Origin of the sequence: Martinezella multihospitum (genome assembly GCF_900094585.1) — a bacterium.
Taxonomy (GTDB): domain Bacteria; phylum Pseudomonadota; class Alphaproteobacteria; order Rhizobiales; family Rhizobiaceae; genus Rhizobium; species Rhizobium multihospitium.
On sequence record NZ_FMAG01000001.1, the window covers coordinates 814,019 to 830,600 of the forward strand.

Here is a 16,582-nt window from a genome sequence, read left to right on the forward strand (position 1 = left end):
ATTTCTTGATACTTACACACAGATTTCCATAAGCGGCAGCGGTTGTAGCCATTGCAATTTTCAATTTTTGGCCAACACTCAAATATGCATCAGGTGCGTGATCTTCTGGGGGAGGAAATCAGGAGAGCACCCACTGGCGCGACTTTCCGCGCCCATCGGCAGGAAAGTCCTGCGTAATGTCATCATGGGGGACATGACACGGGTCTTTGACCATGTCCCTGGTGCAATTGGGAGGATTGATTCATGGCATCCACGTCCGTGGCCGAGACGACGAGTCGAGGCATGACCAGGGAGGAGAAGAAGGTCATCTTCGCCTCCTCCCTTGGAACCGTGTTCGAATGGTACGACTTCTATCTTTATGGAGCGCTGGTTGCCTTCATCGGCACAGCCTTCTTCAGTGACTATCCGGAAGCAACCCGTAACATTTTCGCCTTGCTCGCTTTCGCCGCAGGCTTCCTTGTGCGACCGTTCGGTGCTCTCGTCTTCGGGCGCATCGGCGACCTCGTGGGACGCAAATATACCTTCCTCGTCACGATCCTGATCATGGGCCTTTCGACCTTCCTGGTCGGCGTACTGCCCGGCTCGGCAAGCTGGGGCATCATCGCTCCGGTCATCCTCATCATCCTTCGCCTGCTGCAGGGTCTGGCGCTTGGCGGCGAATATGGTGGTGCTGCGACCTATGTTGCCGAGCATGCACCCGACAACAAGCGCGGATACTATACGTCCTGGATACAGACAACGGCGACGCTCGGCCTGTTCCTGTCGCTGATCGTTGTCCTCGTCGTGCAGAATGCCGTCGGCAAGGATGCCTTTGCCGCCTGGGGCTGGCGCGTCCCCTTCCTTTTGTCTTGCGTTCTGCTTGCGATCTCTGTCTGGATCCGGCTGTCGCTCAGTGAATCGCCGGCCTTCAAGAAGATGAAAGAAGAAGGCAAGGGCTCCAAGGCTCCGCTCTCCGAAGCCTTCGGCCAGTGGAAGAATGCCAAGATCGCCTTAATCGCGCTGCTCGGCCTTACCGCTGGTCAGGCAGTGGTCTGGTATGCCGGCCAGTTCTATTCGCTGTTCTTCCTACAGAGCGTGCTGAAAGTTGACGGCCAGTCGGTCAACATCATGATCGCGATCGCACTTCTGATTGGTAGCGGCTTCTTTGTGGTCTTCGGCTGGCTGTCCGACAAGATCGGGCGCAAACCGATCATCATGGCGGGTCTCGCACTGGCGATCCTGACCTACTTCCCGCTGTTCAAGGCGCTGACCCACGCCGCAAATCCGGCGCTCGCCCAAGCGGAGCAAACCATCCGGGCCACGGTGACGGCTGCTCCTGGCGATTGCACCTTCCAGTTCAATCCTGTGGGAACCGCCAAGTTCAACAATTCGTGCGATATCGCCACGTCCTTCCTGGCGAAGTCTTCCGTGCCCTATACCATTGTCGAAGGCCCAGCCGGGCAGCCGGCGACGGTCAAGGTCGGCGAAGCGACCATAACCTCTTACGATGCGACGGCGGCAGGAGCCGGGGCAGCGACCAAGAGCGCGGCATTCACGCATGACATGAACCTTGCTCTGCAAAAGGCCGGCTTCCCGCTGGCACGTGATCCCGCCAAGGTGCCGGACGCCAAGCTGGATGCCTTCATCGCCGCCAACCCCGAACTTGGGCTCAACGCGGCAACGGTGCGAGCCGGCGACAAGACGGTCACCCCGGTCGCGGATCTCGTCAAAGCGAAGCTGTTGACGGCGGATCAGGCTGGCGGCGCCACCGATATGCCGGTCTACACCATACCCAAAGGTGGTGCCTTCAAGATGGTTGCCGATCCTGCGGCCATCAACTGGCCGCTGACCATCCTCATCCTGACGATCCTCGTCATCTACGTGACGATGGTCTACGGCCCGATCGCCGCAATCCTGGTGGAAATGTTCCCGACCCGCATCCGCTATACGGGTATGTCGCTGCCCTATCACATCGGCAACGGCTGGTTCGGCGGCCTGCTGCCGGCAACGGTCTTCGCCATGAGTGCCGCCAAGGGCGATATCTATTATGGCCTCTGGTATCCGATCGCGATCGCTGCGATGACCCTTGTTATCGGCCTGATTTTCGTTCGAGAAACCAAGGGCGTCGATCTGAACAGCATCAAGTAACCGCATAAAGGCCCGGCGTTCAGATGCGGCACGCCGGGCCTTTCTTTGTTTCGTCTCGCAAATCCTCGATCGAAGCCCGGGCCTCAGCTTCCGCAGAGAGCGTGCAACAGCACCAAAAGAGAAAAAAGGACCATCAGGCCCGCCAGGAAATGCTGCAGGATCGACCAGACGCGCTTGGTTGCGGCAAAGCTAGGCCGAGTTGCGAGAGAAGCAAGATAGAGCACTGTATCCATAAAAACTCCTGCCAAATGTCTCCGAATAAGCGAGACGCACGCCATCGCGACCGCGGAAATTCTTGATATTCAAGCATTTTATATTGTCTATAAAATTAGTAGATTAAAGGAAGGGTTTTTCGGCTCTCTTGAAATTTCGGACAAATTAAACTCCCGGTTATCTGATCCGGGCAGTGTTTGATTGATCTCGCCACCAATCCATCCAGCTCCTGACGGAGGTGAACAGGAGCCTCGTAAAAATTTATTCTATAGATTAAGTCAATAATGTAAGGCGTGTCCTTGTGATTGACCGTCAGTGGCTTACGAGTATCGCAAACGATTATCGAACCCTTGCTCATGACCTTGCTGGACGCCCAAAATCTCTCGCTCGCTTTCGGCTCGACGCAGGCCTTGGCGGGAGCGTCCCTGACGGTCGATCGGGGTGAAGTCGTCGCGCTGATGGGAGCCAACGGCGCCGGCAAGTCGACACTGGTCAAAATCCTGTCCGGCATTCACCGGGCTGATTCAGGCAGAATTATATGGGACGGCAATGACTATCGCCCCGAAAGCCCGGCCGAGGCGACGGCTCGAGGCATCGTTACCGTACATCAATCGACCGATGTCGTCGGGGTCGCCGGCCTTTCGGTCGCGGACGCATTGCTGCTCAATCAATTCGTCGACGGACGCCAGCCCTTCTTTCTGTCGAGGCGTTCGGTGCGGAGAAAGGCGGAAGCCATCCTGTCGGAAGCTGGCTTCGACCTGCCGCTCGACCGCGATTTTGGTGATCTCGGCACAGCCGACCGGCAGATGGTCGCCATTGCCCGCGCCCTTTCCAACAAGGCACAGCTGCTGATCCTCGACGAGCCTACAGCGAGCCTCTCCGCGCGCGAGACGGCCCGGCTCTATGAGATCGTCCGCCGCCTGAAAGCGCGCGGCCTTGGCATTCTCTATATCTCGCATCGCACGGCCGATCTCGATGCGCTGGCCGATCGCGTGGTCGTCCTGCGGGGTGGGCGCAATGTCGGCGCTTTTTCGCAACCGATCGATTTCGATGCAGCCATAGAAACCATGATCGGCCGCTCCATGAAAGCAGCGCGTCCACAGCGTCGGGAACAGTTCGACCGAACCATACTGGAGCTTCAGGGCGTACAGCTGTTTGCCGACAGCCCGCCGATCGATCTCAGGCTTCATGCTGGCGAGGTCGTCGCTATTACCGGCGTTCTCGGCGCCGGCAAGAGCCGGCTGTTGTCGGGTCTTTTCGGCATCGGGCGCTTTGCGGCAGGTACGGCACGTTTGGATGGCACTGTGTTTCAACCGGCCTCGCCTGCCGATGCAATCGCCCGGGGCGTCGTCATGGCCGCCGCCGACCGGCATCGTTCTTCACTCATGCCGTTGGACTGGCCGGGAGAGAGTATTGCGGCGACGATCAGCCTGCCGCATCTGAAGCATTGGTATCCGTCGGGCTTCCTGTTTTCCGGGCGAGAGAGTCGCGAAGGAGAAAGGGCCATCCGGCGTCTCGGCATAAAGGCCCCCGGTCCCGAGTCATCCGTCTGGTCTCTTTCCGGCGGCAATCAGCAAAAGGTCGTGCTCGCCCGCTGGGAGGCCGAGCCGAGCCGCCTGCTGCTTCTCGACGAGCCGTTCCAGGGGGTCGATGTCGGCGCCCGCCAGGACATTATCGCAGCCATACGCGCCCATACCGACCGCGCTACGCTGATCGCCACATCCGATCCGGAAGAGGCGCTCGAAGTCGCCGACCGGGTGCTGCCGATGGAACATCATGGTCTCAAAGAAGCCATTGATGTGACCTCAGGCGGCCGGCAGAACAAGGAATATGCCTGATGAGTGAAGGTACCGTAGAAATCCCGGAACAGATCAGGCAGGCGAACCATACGATATCGCCGCAGGAATTCGTGCGGCGGGGAGCGGTGTTCCTCCTCCTTTTTGCCCTCATCATCATCTTCAGCGTCGCTCAGCCGGCCTTCATCAACATCAACAATCTGATGAGCATCCTGCAGGCGGTTTCGGTGGTCGCCATTATCGGCGCTGGCGTCACCGTGACGCTTGCCATCGGCGGCTTCGATCTATCCGTTGGAGCAGTTGCCGCTTCAAGCGTCATGGCCGCCAGCTACGCCATGATCGTATGGAATCTCGATGCCTATGAAACCGTGCCGCTGGTGCTCGCCTTCGGCGCGATTATCGGGCTCGTCAATGCTTTGCTGATCGTTCGGCTGAAGGTGCCGGATCTGCTCGCGACCCTCTCCACCATGTTCCTGCTCACCGGATTGCAGCTGATCCCGACGGCCGGACGCTCGATCTCGGTGGGTTTGATCCTTCCCGATGGAACGAAGGCAATCGGCAAGGTCGATCCCGCCTTTTTGACGATAGGACGTTCAAGCCTGTTCGGCACCATTCCCTTTCCCGTCATTCTGATGCTTGTCGTCGCCGTCGTGCTCTATGTCCTCACCGAGCGCACGCGCCTCGGTCGCCTTCTTTACGCGACCGGTGGCAATGAAGCGGCGACGCGGCTGGCCGGCGCCAATGTCGCCCGTCTCAAGACTTTTGCCTATGTGCTTTCGGGCGTTCTCGCTTCACTTGGCGGCATCATCGTTGCGGCTCGTGTCGGTCGCGGCGACGTCTCCTCCGGCGCCTCGCTGCTGATGGACTCTGTCGCAGCCTCGCTCATCGGCTTTGCCGTCCTCGGCCTGCGTCGTCCGAACGTTCTCGGCACGACGATCGGCGCGGTCTTCGTCGGCGTACTGCTGAACGGCCTGACCATGTTAAATGCGCCTTACTATACCCAGGATTTCATCAAGGGTGCCGTTCTCGTCGGCGCACTTGCGCTGACCTATGGGATCGGCCGCAGCAAGACCTGATCTAGGCACCGACCCTTGCACCGAAGCGAGCCCGATAAAAGCCGGGTGTTATGGCAAGATGCTTGAGAAAGGCTCTATGCAGCGTATCGAGGCTTGAAAAGCCTGCACGCTCGGCGATGCGGGCCAGCGGCCAGTCGGAACTTTCGAGAAGCGCCTTTGCCCGCTCCAGCCGCGCGGCTTCGACGAATTGCGCCGGCGTTGTTCCGGTTTCCTTTCGGAAACTGCGCGAAAAGGTGCGCTCCGTCATGCCGACCCGGCTAGCCAGAGCAGGTCCCGATAGATCCCCTGTCGGATCGACGATAATCTCGCTCAAGAGCTGGCGCAAGCGCGGCGTCGCGTTCGCCTGAAGGGCAAGGCCCGCGCTGAATTGCGACTGACCGCCCGGCCGACGCATGAACAACACCATCTGTCGCGCAACGGCGAGAGCGGTCTTCGGACCGCAATCGGCCTCGATTAGTGCCATACATAGATCGATGCCAGCCGTAATTCCGGCCGAGGTGAAGACAGGCGGCTCCGCCACAAAGATGGCGTCGGGCTCGACCTCGATCTGAGGTCGCAACTCTTTCAAAAGCGCACAGGAATTCCAGTGCGTGGTCGCCCGCCGGCCATCGAGGAAGCCGCCGGCTGCGAGGATAAAGGCTCCGGTGCAGACACTGGCCATGCGCCGGGTAGGCCCGGCCCGCGAATGCAGCCAGGCGAGCAGGTCCGTTTGAAATATGACCTGCCGAAGCCCATCCTCGCTGCCGCCGGCGAGGATGATCGTATCAAGATCGGCAGGCAGCCGTTCAAGCCTTACGGTCTCGCCGAAGACCAATCCGCCGGCAGAACTGCTCTTCACCGCCCCGCCTGCCGGGGAAGCGAGCAGAACCTCATAAGGCAGCATCCCCTCCGGCAGATGGAAGTTCGCTATCGCGAATACCTCCATCGGTCCGACGATATCGAGCGCCTGAACGCCGTCATAACCGATGACGGCGATGCGCCGAGGGGAATGTCCAGAATCCTGCATTGGCGGAAAATGCGATATCTTTGTCATTTCCGCCAGCCTGTGAACCAAATATTTCCGAGGGCGTGACATCAAAAATCCGGACACATGCCATGGATTGCCATCCCCTCAAAACCTTGCTTCTCGCCCTGTTCGCATTTTGCATTGCGGCTTTCCCTTTCGAGAGACCTGCAATAGCTGCAGAAAATGCAATCCGGCTCCCACCGTTCAAAGCCGGACGGACACGGCCTCTTATCGCGATCGCCGCCGACAACCGGGGCACGGAGACGACCGATCTCGTCATCCCCTATGGTGTCCTGCGCGGCGCCGGTGTCGCCGACGTCACGATCGTCTCGACCCAGGCCGGCATCGTGAACCTCATGCCGGCGCTGAAAATCAAGCCGGACGCGACAATGCCGGACTTTGACCGTGAGCATCCGGAAGGCGCCGACATCGTCATCGTTCCCGCCATGCATGATGACAGCAGCCGCAGCGTCATTGCCTGGATCCGCGAGCAATCATCGAAGGGTGCAATGGTCGTTTCGATCTGCGAGGGCGCTTGGCTTGCGGCAAGGGCCGGCGTATTCGACAGCAAGCGCGCCACCACGCATTGGTACGCCTTCGACAAGATCCGCCGCACCTTTCCGCGGACAGAGTGGGTTCATAACCAGCGTTACATCGTCGACGGCAACGTCATGAGCACCACGGGCGTCACGGCATCGATCCCCGCTTCCCTGACGCTGGTGGAGGCCATTGGCGGCGTACAGAAGGCGCGCTCGGTTGCCGACCGCATCGGTATCAACGATTGGAGCAGCGCGCATGACTCCACACCGTTTCACATGACAACGAGCCGCCTCTGGCGCTTTGCCGGCAACACCCTTGCCTTCTGGAACCACGAGACCATCCGCCTGCCCACGGAGGACGGCTTCGACGAAATCGCTTTGGCGCTGACGGCCGATGCGTGGTCGAGAACTTATCGTTCGCAGGCTGTTATTGCGGAGCCGGCCCAATCCATCCGTTCGCGCAACGGCCTCGTGCTCGTGCCAGATCTTTCGACCCATACCGATACCTCGGTCGTGACGGTTCCCGCGCGTCCATCCGCTAAGGCGCTGGATCAGACGCTGTTCGAGATTACCGCGCGTTATGGTGCACGAACATCTGATATCGTCGCGCTGCAGCTCGAATATCCCATACAGCATTGATCCACTATCATCCGCCGCCGATCTCACAAAATTCAGCAGTTGGCGATGGCTGCACTTTAGCGACGAACACGGCAGCTAAGACACGACTTGCGCCCTCTTGGCCGTTGCCTTTTCGGCAATTGATAGTGCGCATAATTGTTCTTTATTAGAACGCTGAATTCCCCCATCATCCCCCGCATTGGTGGATAACGAGACGAAAAGTCCGATCGCCCAATCAACAGGGGAACTATCAGCATGTCTCAATTCATGATGAATCGTCGCCGCTTCCTGTCCAATGCCGCCATGGTCGGAGGTCTCGCTGCGACCCAGACTTTTGTCGGCATCCGCGCCGGCAAGGCGGCCGATGTCGCCGAGGTTCGCATGCAGCTTGGCTGGCTTGCTTCCAACGGCCTGATTGGCGAAGTCGCGGCCCAGAAGAAGGGCTTCTTCACCGAGCAGGGCATCAATCTCACCATCGTCCCGGGCGGCCCGAATGTCGATGGCGTCGCTGGCGTTGCGGCCGGCCAATCCACGATCGGGCAGATTTCTTCCAGTCCGTCCGTCATGCTCGCGCGCTCGGCCGGCATGCCGGTCAAGGCGTTTCTGGCGGGCTACCGTAAGCATCCCTTTACATATTTCTCGCTGAAGAAGGCACCGATCCGCGAGCCGAAAGACATGATCGGCAAGACGATCGCGACGCAGCCGACCGCCTTTATCCTGCTGCGCGCGCTGCTCGCCAAAAATGGCATTCCGGAAGACAAGGTGAAGATGGTCAACATGGGTTCGGACATGAACCAGCTGTTGACCGGTCAGGCCGATGCCGTCACCGGCTGGGTGACGAACACCAATGCACTGAAGGTGCTGGGCGACGATCGCGTCGACATGATGCTCTGGGATGCCGGCCTGCAGCTTTACGCCAACGTCTACTACACGACCGACGAACAGCTCGACAAACATTCCGACGTGCTGGTGCGTTTCACCACGGCCGCCGCCAAGGGCTGGGGCTACGTCCGCGACCATCCGGAAGAAGCCGTCGACATGCTGGTCGAGGCCTATCCCAATCTCGACAAGGCGAGCGAACTCGAGGCCGTTCACCCCGTCATCGATTTCTCCTTCGGCGACAGCACCAAGCAGACCGGCTGGGGCGCGATGAACAAGGACAACTGGGCAGCACAGATCAAGGCTTATGCCGATCTCAAGCAATTTGCAGGAGCCACGCCGACCGTCGACGATGTCGCCACCATGGCGATCCTCGACGCGACGACCGACATCCGCAAGCAGATCGGGTGAACGTCATGATGAGCGCCGCCACCATCAAGCAGCCACAGCCGCAGTCGCTACCGGTCACCGAAACGGCAAGGCTTGCCGTTTCCATTCGCGATCTCGACATTCGCTTCGGCGACAAGGGCAATGAATTCACCGCCCTCTCCAAGGTCTCGGTCGATATTCCCGAGGGGTCGTTCGTCACCATGCTCGGGCCGTCCGGCTGCGGCAAGTCGACCTTGCTGCGCTGTATCGCCGATCTCGTCCATATCAGTGACGGCTCCGTCTCGGTGTTCGGCCGTCCGCCGCGGCAGGCGAGAGAGGGCCGAGACTTCGCCTTCGTCTTCCAGGAGGCGACGCTGCTGCCGTGGCGGAGCGTCATCGACAATGTCCGCCTGCCTTTGGAAGTCGGCAGGCACGACAAGAGTTCCTATGCCGATCCCATGGAGCTGCTCGCCCTCGTCGGCCTCAAGGGCCGCGAAAATGCCCTGCCGCACGAATTGTCCGGCGGCATGCGGCAACGCGTTGCGATCGCCCGCGCCCTGGTGACCAAGCCGCGCATCCTGCTGATGGACGAGCCGTTCGGCGCTCTCGACGAAATCACCCGCGACAAGCTCAATGAAGAGCTTCTCCGCATCTGGCGGGAAACGGGAACGACGATCGTATTCGTCACCCATTCCATCCCGGAAGCGGTCTTCCTTGGTCAGCATGTGCTCATGCTGCAGGCTCATCCCGGCCGGGTGAAGGAGTTCATGAAGGTCGACCTTCCCTACCCCCGTGCGCTTGCGATGCGCGACACGGTCGACTTCATCAAGGTGACAGCGCATCTGCGCGCGCTGTTGGAGGAATGCATATGAGCAACGCCGTGCACTCCGACATCGGCGGCATCGCCAAGGCGCCGCGCAAGGTCGCCATCCTCGACGCAACCGTTGGTGTTCTCTCCTCGCGCATGCCGGCGATCCTTGCGGCGCTCGGCTGCATCGTGCTCTGGCAGGCGGTCATCTGGATCTTCAAGATCCCGACCTTCATGGCGCCGAGCCCGCTCGATGTCCTCTACGCCTTTCGCGACAATGCAGCGACGCTGACGCGAAACTTCCTGCCGACGGTGCTCGAAGCGGTTCTCGGCTTCATCTTCGGCAATCTCGTCGCCATCCTCCTGGCAATCTGGTTCGTCCATAGCGCTACGGCGGAGAAGGCCTTCTATCCGATCGCGGTCTTCGTCAAGGCAATCCCGATCATCGCGCTTGCGCCGATCCTCGTGCTGATCTTTGGCAACGGCGTCGCCCCGAAGATCATCATTGCCGGCCTCATCTGCTTCTTCCCGACGCTGGTCAACATGGTACAGGGGCTACGTTCCGCGAGCCCCGCCATGCTCGACCTGATGCGGGTGCTTTCGGCCAGCAATTCCGAGATCCTCTGGAAGGTGCGCCTGCCAAGCTCGCTGCCATTCCTCTTTGCCGCCTTGAAGATCGCCGCGACGAGCAGCGTCATGGGTGCAATCGTCGCGGAATGGATCGGCTCCAGCTTCGGGCTCGGCGCCCTCATCATCGAGGCGACCTACAATTTCCGTTCGCCGCTGCTCTACGCAACGGTCGTCATCGCTGCGCTGCTGGCCGTCATCCTCTTCTTCATCGTCTCGGTCGCCGAGGCGAAGATGATCCGCTGGAAGCCGGCCGGACAGCACTAAGCGACAGAAAACAAAAAGGAAACTCCAATGGAACAGGTTATTCGCCAGCCTGCACGGGATATCCGTGTCGTCGATCGCTCCGATGTCGTCGTGGTCGGCGGCGGCCCGGCAGGGATTGCCGCGGCCGTCTCGGCCGCGCGCAATGGCGCCAGCGTCACGCTTGTCGAACGCTATCCCTATGTCGGCGGGCTTGCTGCTGGCGGCATGGTGCTGGTGCTCGACGACATGATCAACGAGCTCGAAATCACCGTGCGCGGCATCTGCATGGAGATGATCGAGCGCATGAAGCGCTGGGATCTCTGCGTGACGCCGACCGACCGCGATCGCCTGATCGAGTTCCGCGACACGCCGGAGGCCTGGCAGCGCTGGGCACGCTGGGGCCTCTTCGACTTCCATACGCAGTCGATGCCGCATCCGATCTGCTTTTCGGCCGCCTTCGATCCCGATGCCTTCAAGCGCGCCGCCTATGACATGATCGCCGAGGCGAAGATCAAGCTCAGGACCCATAGCTGGTTCTCCTCGGCAATTGTCGAGGGCGGCACGATCAAGGGCGTGATCTGCCAGACCAAGGAAGGCATGCAGGCGATCCTCGGCGATGTCGTCATCGACACCACGGGCGATCTCGATGTCGCTGCAAGCGCAGGCGCCTCCCATGTCGAATCCAATTTCATCCTGACGACGGTCTCGCGCTGGGGCGGGGTCGACACCGAGGCGGCGGAACGTTTCGAGCAGCAGGAACCGGAGACCTTCAAGGCGCTCGACCACGAGGCCAAGCGGCTGATTGGCGGTTGCTGGTCCTTCTGGTGGCTGAAGACGCCGCTGCCCGGCGTCGTCTGGCTGAACTGCCCGCATATGCCGACGCTGAGCGGCCTGAAGGTCGACGACCTGACCAAGGCGGAGATGGAAGGCCGCTCGCGGATCGCCAAGCTGCTCGATTTCGCCCGCGAAAAGATGCCCGGCTTCGAAAACGCCTACGTCGTCGATTTCGCGCCGCAGACCGGCGTGCGCCAGACGCGGCTGCTGCAGGGGGATTATGTCGTGACGAAGGACGACGTCATGACCCGCCGGCATTTTGCCGACACGGTCTGCCGTGGCCGCGACTACTACACGCCCTACCGCGCGATGCTGCCGAAAGAGGTCGACCAGTTGATCGTCGCCGGCCGGCATTATTCTTCGACGCCGCAGGCGCAGAAATCCAGCCGCGAGATCCCGCCCTGCATGGCGATGGGCGAGGCGGCGGGTGTCGCAGCAACGGTTGCCCTCAACGCCGGAACGACCGTGCGCAAGGCCGATATCCGGGCAATTCAGAAACAGATGCGGGCCCAGGGCGCCGATCCAGGCGACATTCCCTCGGAGAACGCGACATATTTGGAGGCTGCAGAATGACCACCTTGCCACTCGACGGAATTCGCGTGATCGATTTCACGCAGGTCATGCTCGGCCCTTCCTGCACGCAAGTCCTGGCCGACTATGGTGCAGAGGTCATCAAGATCGAGAAGGTCAAGATCGGCGACCTCTCGCGCTGGTCGCTCGGCTCCGATCCGGACGGGCTCAACAACCCGGTCTTTTGCTCCTTGAACCGCAACAAGAAGAGCTTGGCGCTCGATCTGAAGGATGCCGGTGCCCGCAAGACCGTGCAGGCGCTACTCGAGACGGCCGACGTGGTCGTCAACAACTTCCGCCCCGGTGTCATGGAACGCATGGGCTTTGGCTATGAAGACCTGAAGAAGATCAATCCGCGCCTGATCTATGCCGTCGGCACCGGCTTCGGCTTGACCGGCCCCTATCAGCACAAGGGCGGCCAGGATGTGCTGGCGCAGGCCGTCTCCGGCGTCATGCGCCGCAAGTCGGACAACAGCCACCCGACCTCGATCTATGCGACGCCGCTTGCCGATTATTCCGCCGGCATGCACCTCGTCCAGGGTATCCTGCTTGCGCTTCTCCAACGCGACAAGACGGGTGAGGGGCAGCAGGTCGCCGTCAGCCTCTACAACTCGATGATCGCCATGCAGATGCAGGAAGGCACGACGCATCTGATGCGGCAGAAGGACCTGAACTGGGGCGCCTTCCCGCTGACGGGCGTTTTCGAGACGACCGATAGTGCGATCGTCATGGTCGGCGCCTTCAAGCCGAACCCGTTGCGCGACATCTGCGAAGCACTGGAGATCGAGGACCTCTCGCAATATCCGCACTACAAGGATTTCGACGCGCAGATGGCGCGGCGGCCAGAGCTGCAGGCGATCTTCCGCGAGAATTTCGCCAAAAACAGCACCGCGCATTGGATTGCCCGTCTGGAAGGCGTCGACATCCTTTGCGCGCCGGTGCGTTCGCTCCCCGAGGCGCTGAAGGACGAACAGACGATCATCAACAAGATGATCCTCGAAGCCGGCGAAACCGCAGCCGGCCCGATCCGCCTCATCGGCTCGCCGATCGACATGTCGGCAGCGCAGGTGACCGTACGGATTTCGCCGCCGCAGCTCGGCCAGCACAATGACGAAATTCTGGCGTCGCTTGCTGAAGTGCAGGGAGACGCGGCATGAGCGTTTCCTTCACCGTGGACGGCCGCGTCGCCCGCGTTACGCTAGACCGGCCCGACCGGATGAACGCGATCGATGCCGAAACGGAAGGGGAGCTTGAAGCGATCTGGACGGAGATCGAGCGACGCGACGATATCAGCTGCGTCGTCCTGACCGGCTCCGGCGAAAAAGCCTTTTGCGCAGGCGCAGACATGAAGGGCGGCAGCGGCAGTTCCGGGGTCGATTATTGGGCTGTCGGGCGAGAGAATGGCTTCGGCGGCCTCGCCTTCCGCCGCTCGCTCGACGTACCTGTCGTCGCCCGCGTCAACGGTTATGCGCTGGGTGGCGGCTTCGAAATGGTGCTTGGTTGCGACATCGTCGTCTCAGTCGAGACGGCTCGCTTCGGCCTGCCGGAAGCGCGCGTCGGTCGCATGCCGCTCGATGGCGGCATGGTGCTCCTCCAGCGCAAGATCCCGTTCAACCGCGCCATGGCCGTGATGCTGACCGGACGGCAGTTCAGTGCGCAGGAAATGGCAAGCTACGGCGTCGTCAACGAAGTCGTCTCGGCCGGAGGACTGGATGCGGCCGTCGATCGCTGGGTCGCCGATATCGTCGCCTGCGCGCCGCTGTCGCTGCGGGCGATCAAGCAGACGGTCAATCGCACGGCGCATCTGAGCCCGGCCGAGGCGCAGGCATTGCGGACACCGGCCCTCATCAAGGCTCTGAAAAGCGAGGATGCCATGGAGGGTGTGGCGGCTTTCCGCGAGAAGCGGGCGCCCGTTTGGCGCGGCAGATAGGCATGCTATAGCTTCGAGATTGCCGAGGGCTTTTCATGCATGCCAGCATCCTGAAGTATTTCGCCGAGGTCGCACGCTCCGGATCGATCCGCAAGGCATCCGACGAGCTGCATGTCGCGACCTCCGCCGTCAGCCGCCAGATCAAGAAACTGGAGGATGAACTTGGAACACCGCTGTTCGAGCGCTTCTCCGACGGTTTGCGATTGACGTCGGCCGGGGAGATCGTGCTGCGGCATGCGATGGAAACGCTGCAGGACTTCGAGGTCATGAAGTCCAATCTCGGCGACCTTCAGGGAAAGAATACCGGTCGCGTCCATATCGCCGCCCTCGACAGCTTGCTCGTCACGTTTCTTCCTGATTTCATCAAGAAGTTTCACAAGCTGCATCCTGCAGTGGACTTTCGCGTCCGAGCAGGCGCCTATAACAATATTTTCCATTTCATGGCGGCTGGCGACATCGATATCGGTATCAGCTTCGATCTTGCGACCCCGCATGATCTAAAGCTTGTCGGCTCGATCCGCACGGCCTTCATGGCTATGGTAGCCTCATCGCATCCATTGGCGCGGGCGAAATCGGTAACCCTGCCGGAATGTGCCCAATACAAGCTGCTTCTGGCGCTCGACAGCGAAGTTGTCAGTTCGGCGATAGCAATCGAACTTGCGGCGCTCAATCGCGTGGGGCGAACACTGGTTGCATCCAACAATCCGATCCTCCTCAAACCGCTGATCATGTCGGGTGACGGCATTGGTTTTTTTACACCGGTGGGACTTTGGCCGGAAATCCAGGCGGGTGAGATCGTTGCCATCCCGATCCGGGACTTCAAGCTCAGCACGGTGGATATCGGCATTTTCGTGCCGCGCGACCGGCATCTGACCCATGCCAGCCAAGCAGTCATCGAGCTTCTTAATGCCGAGTTGCGCAGGTTCGGCGAGAATTTGAAAGCCATCGTCAACAGATGAAAAAAGCATGACAAAGATCCGCCTTCTGGAACGTCCTGGCCATGCCCCGTCCATGCGCTTCGACAGATTGGCAGACCTGCCACCGCAATTCGGCGCCATAGCCCCGCAACCCGGCGATCTCATCCTCCCCTCGCCCGTCAACGCCCATGACCATGGCTACGGCATTCGCACTCTCGATTTTGGCGCGGTCGACGACGCGCTTGAGGTGTGGATACCAGGCCTGAGGCTGCGGCCGCGCACCGATCCCTATCTCGAAGCACTCGTCGCCTTCGGCCGGCTGGCCAAAACCGGCGTCGGTGCGACGATGCACTGCCATAACTCGCTCAATGTCGATCGCCTCGTCGATGAGGCAAGCGCCGTCATGCGGGCCGCCAGCGATATCGGCATTCGGCTTGCACTTTCCTGTCCGCTGCTCGACCACGATGCCTGGGCCTATGATGGCGGGCCGCAGCGGCTCAAGCCCTTTCTGCAGGCAGGTGATTGGCAGGCCCTGGAGTCGACTATTCCGGCCTACGCTCCAATCTCCAGCCTGCTTGCGGCCGTCGAGGCCGTCGCCGCCGCCAACACCAACCCGCTGATCGATGTGCAGTATGGGCCGATCGGGCCACAATGGTGCTCGAACGCGCTTCTGGAGGCGATTGCGGAGGCTTCCGCATTCCACAACAGGCGCATCCATATGCATCTGCTCGAAAGCCCACGCCAGCGCCTATGGTTGGACCGCCGCTTTCCCGAGGGCATCGTCACCTATCTCGATAAAATAGGCTTCCTGTCGCCACGGCTCGCCGTCGCCCATGGCGTCCAGCTGCGTCCCGATGAACTTGAACTGCTTGCCGAACGCGGCGTACAGCTCGTCAGCAATCCGACAGCCAATCTCCGCCTCCGCTCGGGTGTCGCTCCGATCTTATCCATGATCGAGCACGGCGGCCCCGCTTTCGCCATCGGCCTCGACGGCACCGGGCTGGATGACGATCAGGATTTGTGGCGAGAAATGCGTCTCCTCTATCTCCTGCACGGCGGGCGTAGCCTGACGCGGCAGTTGACGGCCGAGAATATATTCGACGGAGCAATTCAGGTTGGGTGTCAGGTCGTTAACGCCAGAGATGCAGAAGACTTCGCGATCATCGACTATAAAGCCCTAATCGCCGATGCGCTGTTCGATGATCTCGACGAGGCGGAGGTCCTGTTGACGCGCATGAGCGCACGATATGCCTGCGGACTTGTCGTGGCTGGCCGCGAGGTGATGCGCAAGGGCGAATTGACAGGCGTCGATTTCGACGCTGCCCTTGCCGAGCTCCTGGCTCAGGCAAGAGCCGATCTGCCGAGACTTGTAAAGCAACGGCCTCTCGTCAACGCATTGTCGGAAGCGACACGCGCCTATTATGCAGGCTGTCCCGGCATGTCCTGATATCGCGAGAGGCAGCAACCGCTGTACAAACGGCAGCGGAGACACCCAATCAAGACATCCTTTGCATCACGAAAGATTTTCGGGCGCACCATTATAGGCCGCAACGAAGGGATGATCGAGACCGGTCGTCCGGCTCTTGTCCCAGCCGCCGGGCGCGCCCCAGCCGGTCACGCCATCGGCGAAGAAATCGCGGTTGACGTCACGCAGGAACAGCCGCTCCGCCGGCATTTCCTCATCCCAGAGGATGGCATCGACGGGACAGACAGACAGACAGAGGCCGCAATTGATGCACTCGTCCGGATGGATGTAAAACATCCGCCCGCCCTCATAAATGCAATCGACCGGACAGGCGACGGTACAGGCGCCATCCTTCGTATCGATGCAGGGCTCGGTGATTACGTAAGCCATGACGTTCGCCTCTAAGCGCTTTCTGGAGCGCTTTCGATGAACTATGGCAAAAGGGAGCGTTCTGAAGAAGCGCCGATTTTCGGCCTTTCGATTGCCGAGACGGCAACACTCCGGTCGGAGAAAATCTGTTGAAAGACACTCACGCACCGGAGTTGTGATAGCCTTGAGGCAA

The 16,582-nt window shown here is 60.6% G+C and carries 14 protein-coding genes; 12 read left to right on the forward strand and 2 right to left on the reverse strand.

Going from position 1 to position 16,582, the window contains the following annotated elements; translation table 11 throughout:
• Positions 1-243 precede the first annotated feature (243 nt).
• The 3 genes from GA0061103_RS03665 to GA0061103_RS03675 all read left to right on the forward strand — a co-directional run bounded on the left by GA0061103_RS03665 (position 244) and on the right by GA0061103_RS03675 (position 5,212).
• Positions 244-2,127: an MFS transporter gene (locus tag GA0061103_RS03665; protein ID WP_092707177.1), complete on the forward strand. Its 1,884-nt coding sequence runs from the start codon at positions 244-246 to the stop codon at positions 2,125-2,127.
• Positions 2,128-2,696: 569 nt separating this feature from the next.
• Entirely contained in the window at positions 2,697-4,178 is a 1,482-nt protein-coding gene (locus GA0061103_RS03670) for a sugar ABC transporter ATP-binding protein (protein WP_092707179.1), read from the forward strand.
• Positions 4,178-5,212 carry an ABC transporter permease gene (locus GA0061103_RS03675; protein WP_092707181.1) on the forward strand — a complete coding sequence of 345 codons (1,035 nt, stop codon included), beginning with the start codon at positions 4,178-4,180 and terminating at the stop codon, positions 5,210-5,212. Before GA0061103_RS03670 ends, GA0061103_RS03675 begins: the two co-directional genes overlap by 1 nt.
• A 1-nt stretch (position 5,213) precedes the next feature.
• Here GA0061103_RS03675 and GA0061103_RS03680 read toward each other — a convergent pair whose 3' ends face one another.
• The gene (locus GA0061103_RS03680; RefSeq protein ID WP_245304645.1) at positions 5,214-6,245 is read right to left on the reverse strand and encodes a GlxA family transcriptional regulator; all 1,032 of its coding nucleotides are present in this window, start codon (positions 6,243-6,245) and stop codon (positions 5,214-5,216) included.
• A gap of 62 nt (positions 6,246-6,307) precedes the next feature.
• Between GA0061103_RS03680 and GA0061103_RS03685 the strand changes: the two genes are divergently transcribed.
• The 9 genes from GA0061103_RS03685 to GA0061103_RS03725 all read left to right on the forward strand — a co-directional run bounded on the left by GA0061103_RS03685 (position 6,308) and on the right by GA0061103_RS03725 (position 16,002).
• Entirely contained in the window at positions 6,308-7,396 is a 1,089-nt protein-coding gene (locus GA0061103_RS03685; RefSeq protein WP_092707183.1) for a DJ-1/PfpI family protein, read from the forward strand.
• A 234-nt stretch (positions 7,397-7,630) separates the two neighbouring features.
• Entirely contained in the window at positions 7,631-8,665 is a 1,035-nt protein-coding gene (locus tag GA0061103_RS03690; protein WP_092707184.1) for an ABC transporter substrate-binding protein, read from the forward strand.
• 5 nt (positions 8,666-8,670) lie between these two features.
• Positions 8,671-9,495 carry an ABC transporter ATP-binding protein gene (locus tag GA0061103_RS03695; protein ID WP_092708597.1) on the forward strand — a complete coding sequence of 275 codons (825 nt, stop codon included), beginning with the start codon at positions 8,671-8,673 and terminating at the stop codon, positions 9,493-9,495.
• Positions 9,492-10,325, forward strand: coding sequence for an ABC transporter permease (locus tag GA0061103_RS03700; protein ID WP_092707185.1), 834 nt, complete (start codon positions 9,492-9,494; stop codon positions 10,323-10,325). The genes GA0061103_RS03695 and GA0061103_RS03700 overlap by 4 nt, the downstream gene beginning before the upstream one ends.
• Positions 10,326-10,352: 27 nt before the next feature.
• Positions 10,353-11,711 carry an FAD-dependent oxidoreductase gene (locus GA0061103_RS03705; RefSeq protein WP_092707186.1) on the forward strand — a complete coding sequence of 453 codons (1,359 nt, stop codon included), beginning with the start codon at positions 10,353-10,355 and terminating at the stop codon, positions 11,709-11,711.
• Complete coding sequence (locus GA0061103_RS03710; RefSeq protein WP_092707188.1) at positions 11,708-12,865, forward strand: CaiB/BaiF CoA transferase family protein; 1,158 nt, start codon at positions 11,708-11,710, stop codon at positions 12,863-12,865. Before GA0061103_RS03705 ends, GA0061103_RS03710 begins: the two co-directional genes overlap by 4 nt.
• Positions 12,862-13,638: an enoyl-CoA hydratase-related protein gene (locus tag GA0061103_RS03715; protein ID WP_092707190.1), complete on the forward strand. Its 777-nt coding sequence runs from the start codon at positions 12,862-12,864 to the stop codon at positions 13,636-13,638. Before GA0061103_RS03710 ends, GA0061103_RS03715 begins: the two co-directional genes overlap by 4 nt.
• Positions 13,639-13,673: 35 nt before the next feature.
• Complete coding sequence (locus GA0061103_RS03720) at positions 13,674-14,597, forward strand: LysR family transcriptional regulator (protein ID WP_092707192.1); 924 nt, start codon at positions 13,674-13,676, stop codon at positions 14,595-14,597.
• Between the two features lie 7 nt (positions 14,598-14,604).
• A complete protein-coding gene (locus tag GA0061103_RS03725) occupies positions 14,605-16,002 on the forward strand; it encodes an amidohydrolase family protein (RefSeq protein ID WP_092707194.1) in 1,398 nt (465 codons plus the stop codon).
• Positions 16,003-16,068: 66 nt separating this feature from the next.
• On the opposite strand, the gene fdxA is transcribed toward GA0061103_RS03725, so the two are convergent.
• Positions 16,069-16,410 carry a ferredoxin gene (gene fdxA, locus GA0061103_RS03730; RefSeq protein WP_092707196.1) on the reverse strand — a complete coding sequence of 114 codons (342 nt, stop codon included), beginning with the start codon at positions 16,408-16,410 and terminating at the stop codon, positions 16,069-16,071.
• Between the last annotated feature and the right edge of the window lie 172 nt (positions 16,411-16,582).

What these genes read in the sequence shown, in the direction of transcription:
- GA0061103_RS03715 (WP_092707190.1), top strand. Translation starts at nt 12,862, where the DNA reads ATGAGCGTTTCCTTCACCGTGGACGGCCGCGTCGCCCGCGTTACGCTA.
- GA0061103_RS03690 (WP_092707184.1), top strand. Translation starts at nt 7,631, where the DNA reads ATGTCTCAATTCATGATGAATCGTCGCCGCTTCCTGTCCAATGCCGCC.
- GA0061103_RS03705 (WP_092707186.1), top strand. Translation starts at nt 10,353, where the DNA reads ATGGAACAGGTTATTCGCCAGCCTGCACGGGATATCCGTGTCGTCGAT.
- GA0061103_RS03710 (WP_092707188.1), top strand. Translation starts at nt 11,708, where the DNA reads ATGACCACCTTGCCACTCGACGGAATTCGCGTGATCGATTTCACGCAG.
- GA0061103_RS03720 (WP_092707192.1), top strand. Translation starts at nt 13,674, where the DNA reads ATGCATGCCAGCATCCTGAAGTATTTCGCCGAGGTCGCACGCTCCGGA.
- GA0061103_RS03725 (WP_092707194.1), top strand. Translation starts at nt 14,605, where the DNA reads ATGACAAAGATCCGCCTTCTGGAACGTCCTGGCCATGCCCCGTCCATG.
- GA0061103_RS03685 (WP_092707183.1), top strand. Translation starts at nt 6,308, where the DNA reads ATGGATTGCCATCCCCTCAAAACCTTGCTTCTCGCCCTGTTCGCATTT.
- GA0061103_RS03665 (WP_092707177.1), top strand. Translation starts at nt 244, where the DNA reads ATGGCATCCACGTCCGTGGCCGAGACGACGAGTCGAGGCATGACCAGG.
- GA0061103_RS03695 (WP_092708597.1), top strand. Translation starts at nt 8,671, where the DNA reads ATGATGAGCGCCGCCACCATCAAGCAGCCACAGCCGCAGTCGCTACCG.
- GA0061103_RS03675 (WP_092707181.1), top strand. Translation starts at nt 4,178, where the DNA reads ATGAGTGAAGGTACCGTAGAAATCCCGGAACAGATCAGGCAGGCGAAC.
- fdxA (WP_092707196.1), bottom strand. Translation starts at nt 16,410, where the DNA reads ATGGCTTACGTAATCACCGAGCCCTGCATCGATACGAAGGATGGCGCC.
- GA0061103_RS03670 (WP_092707179.1), top strand. Translation starts at nt 2,697, where the DNA reads ATGACCTTGCTGGACGCCCAAAATCTCTCGCTCGCTTTCGGCTCGACG.
- GA0061103_RS03680 (WP_245304645.1), bottom strand. Translation starts at nt 6,245, where the DNA reads ATGACAAAGATATCGCATTTTCCGCCAATGCAGGATTCTGGACATTCC.
- GA0061103_RS03700 (WP_092707185.1), top strand. Translation starts at nt 9,492, where the DNA reads ATGAGCAACGCCGTGCACTCCGACATCGGCGGCATCGCCAAGGCGCCG.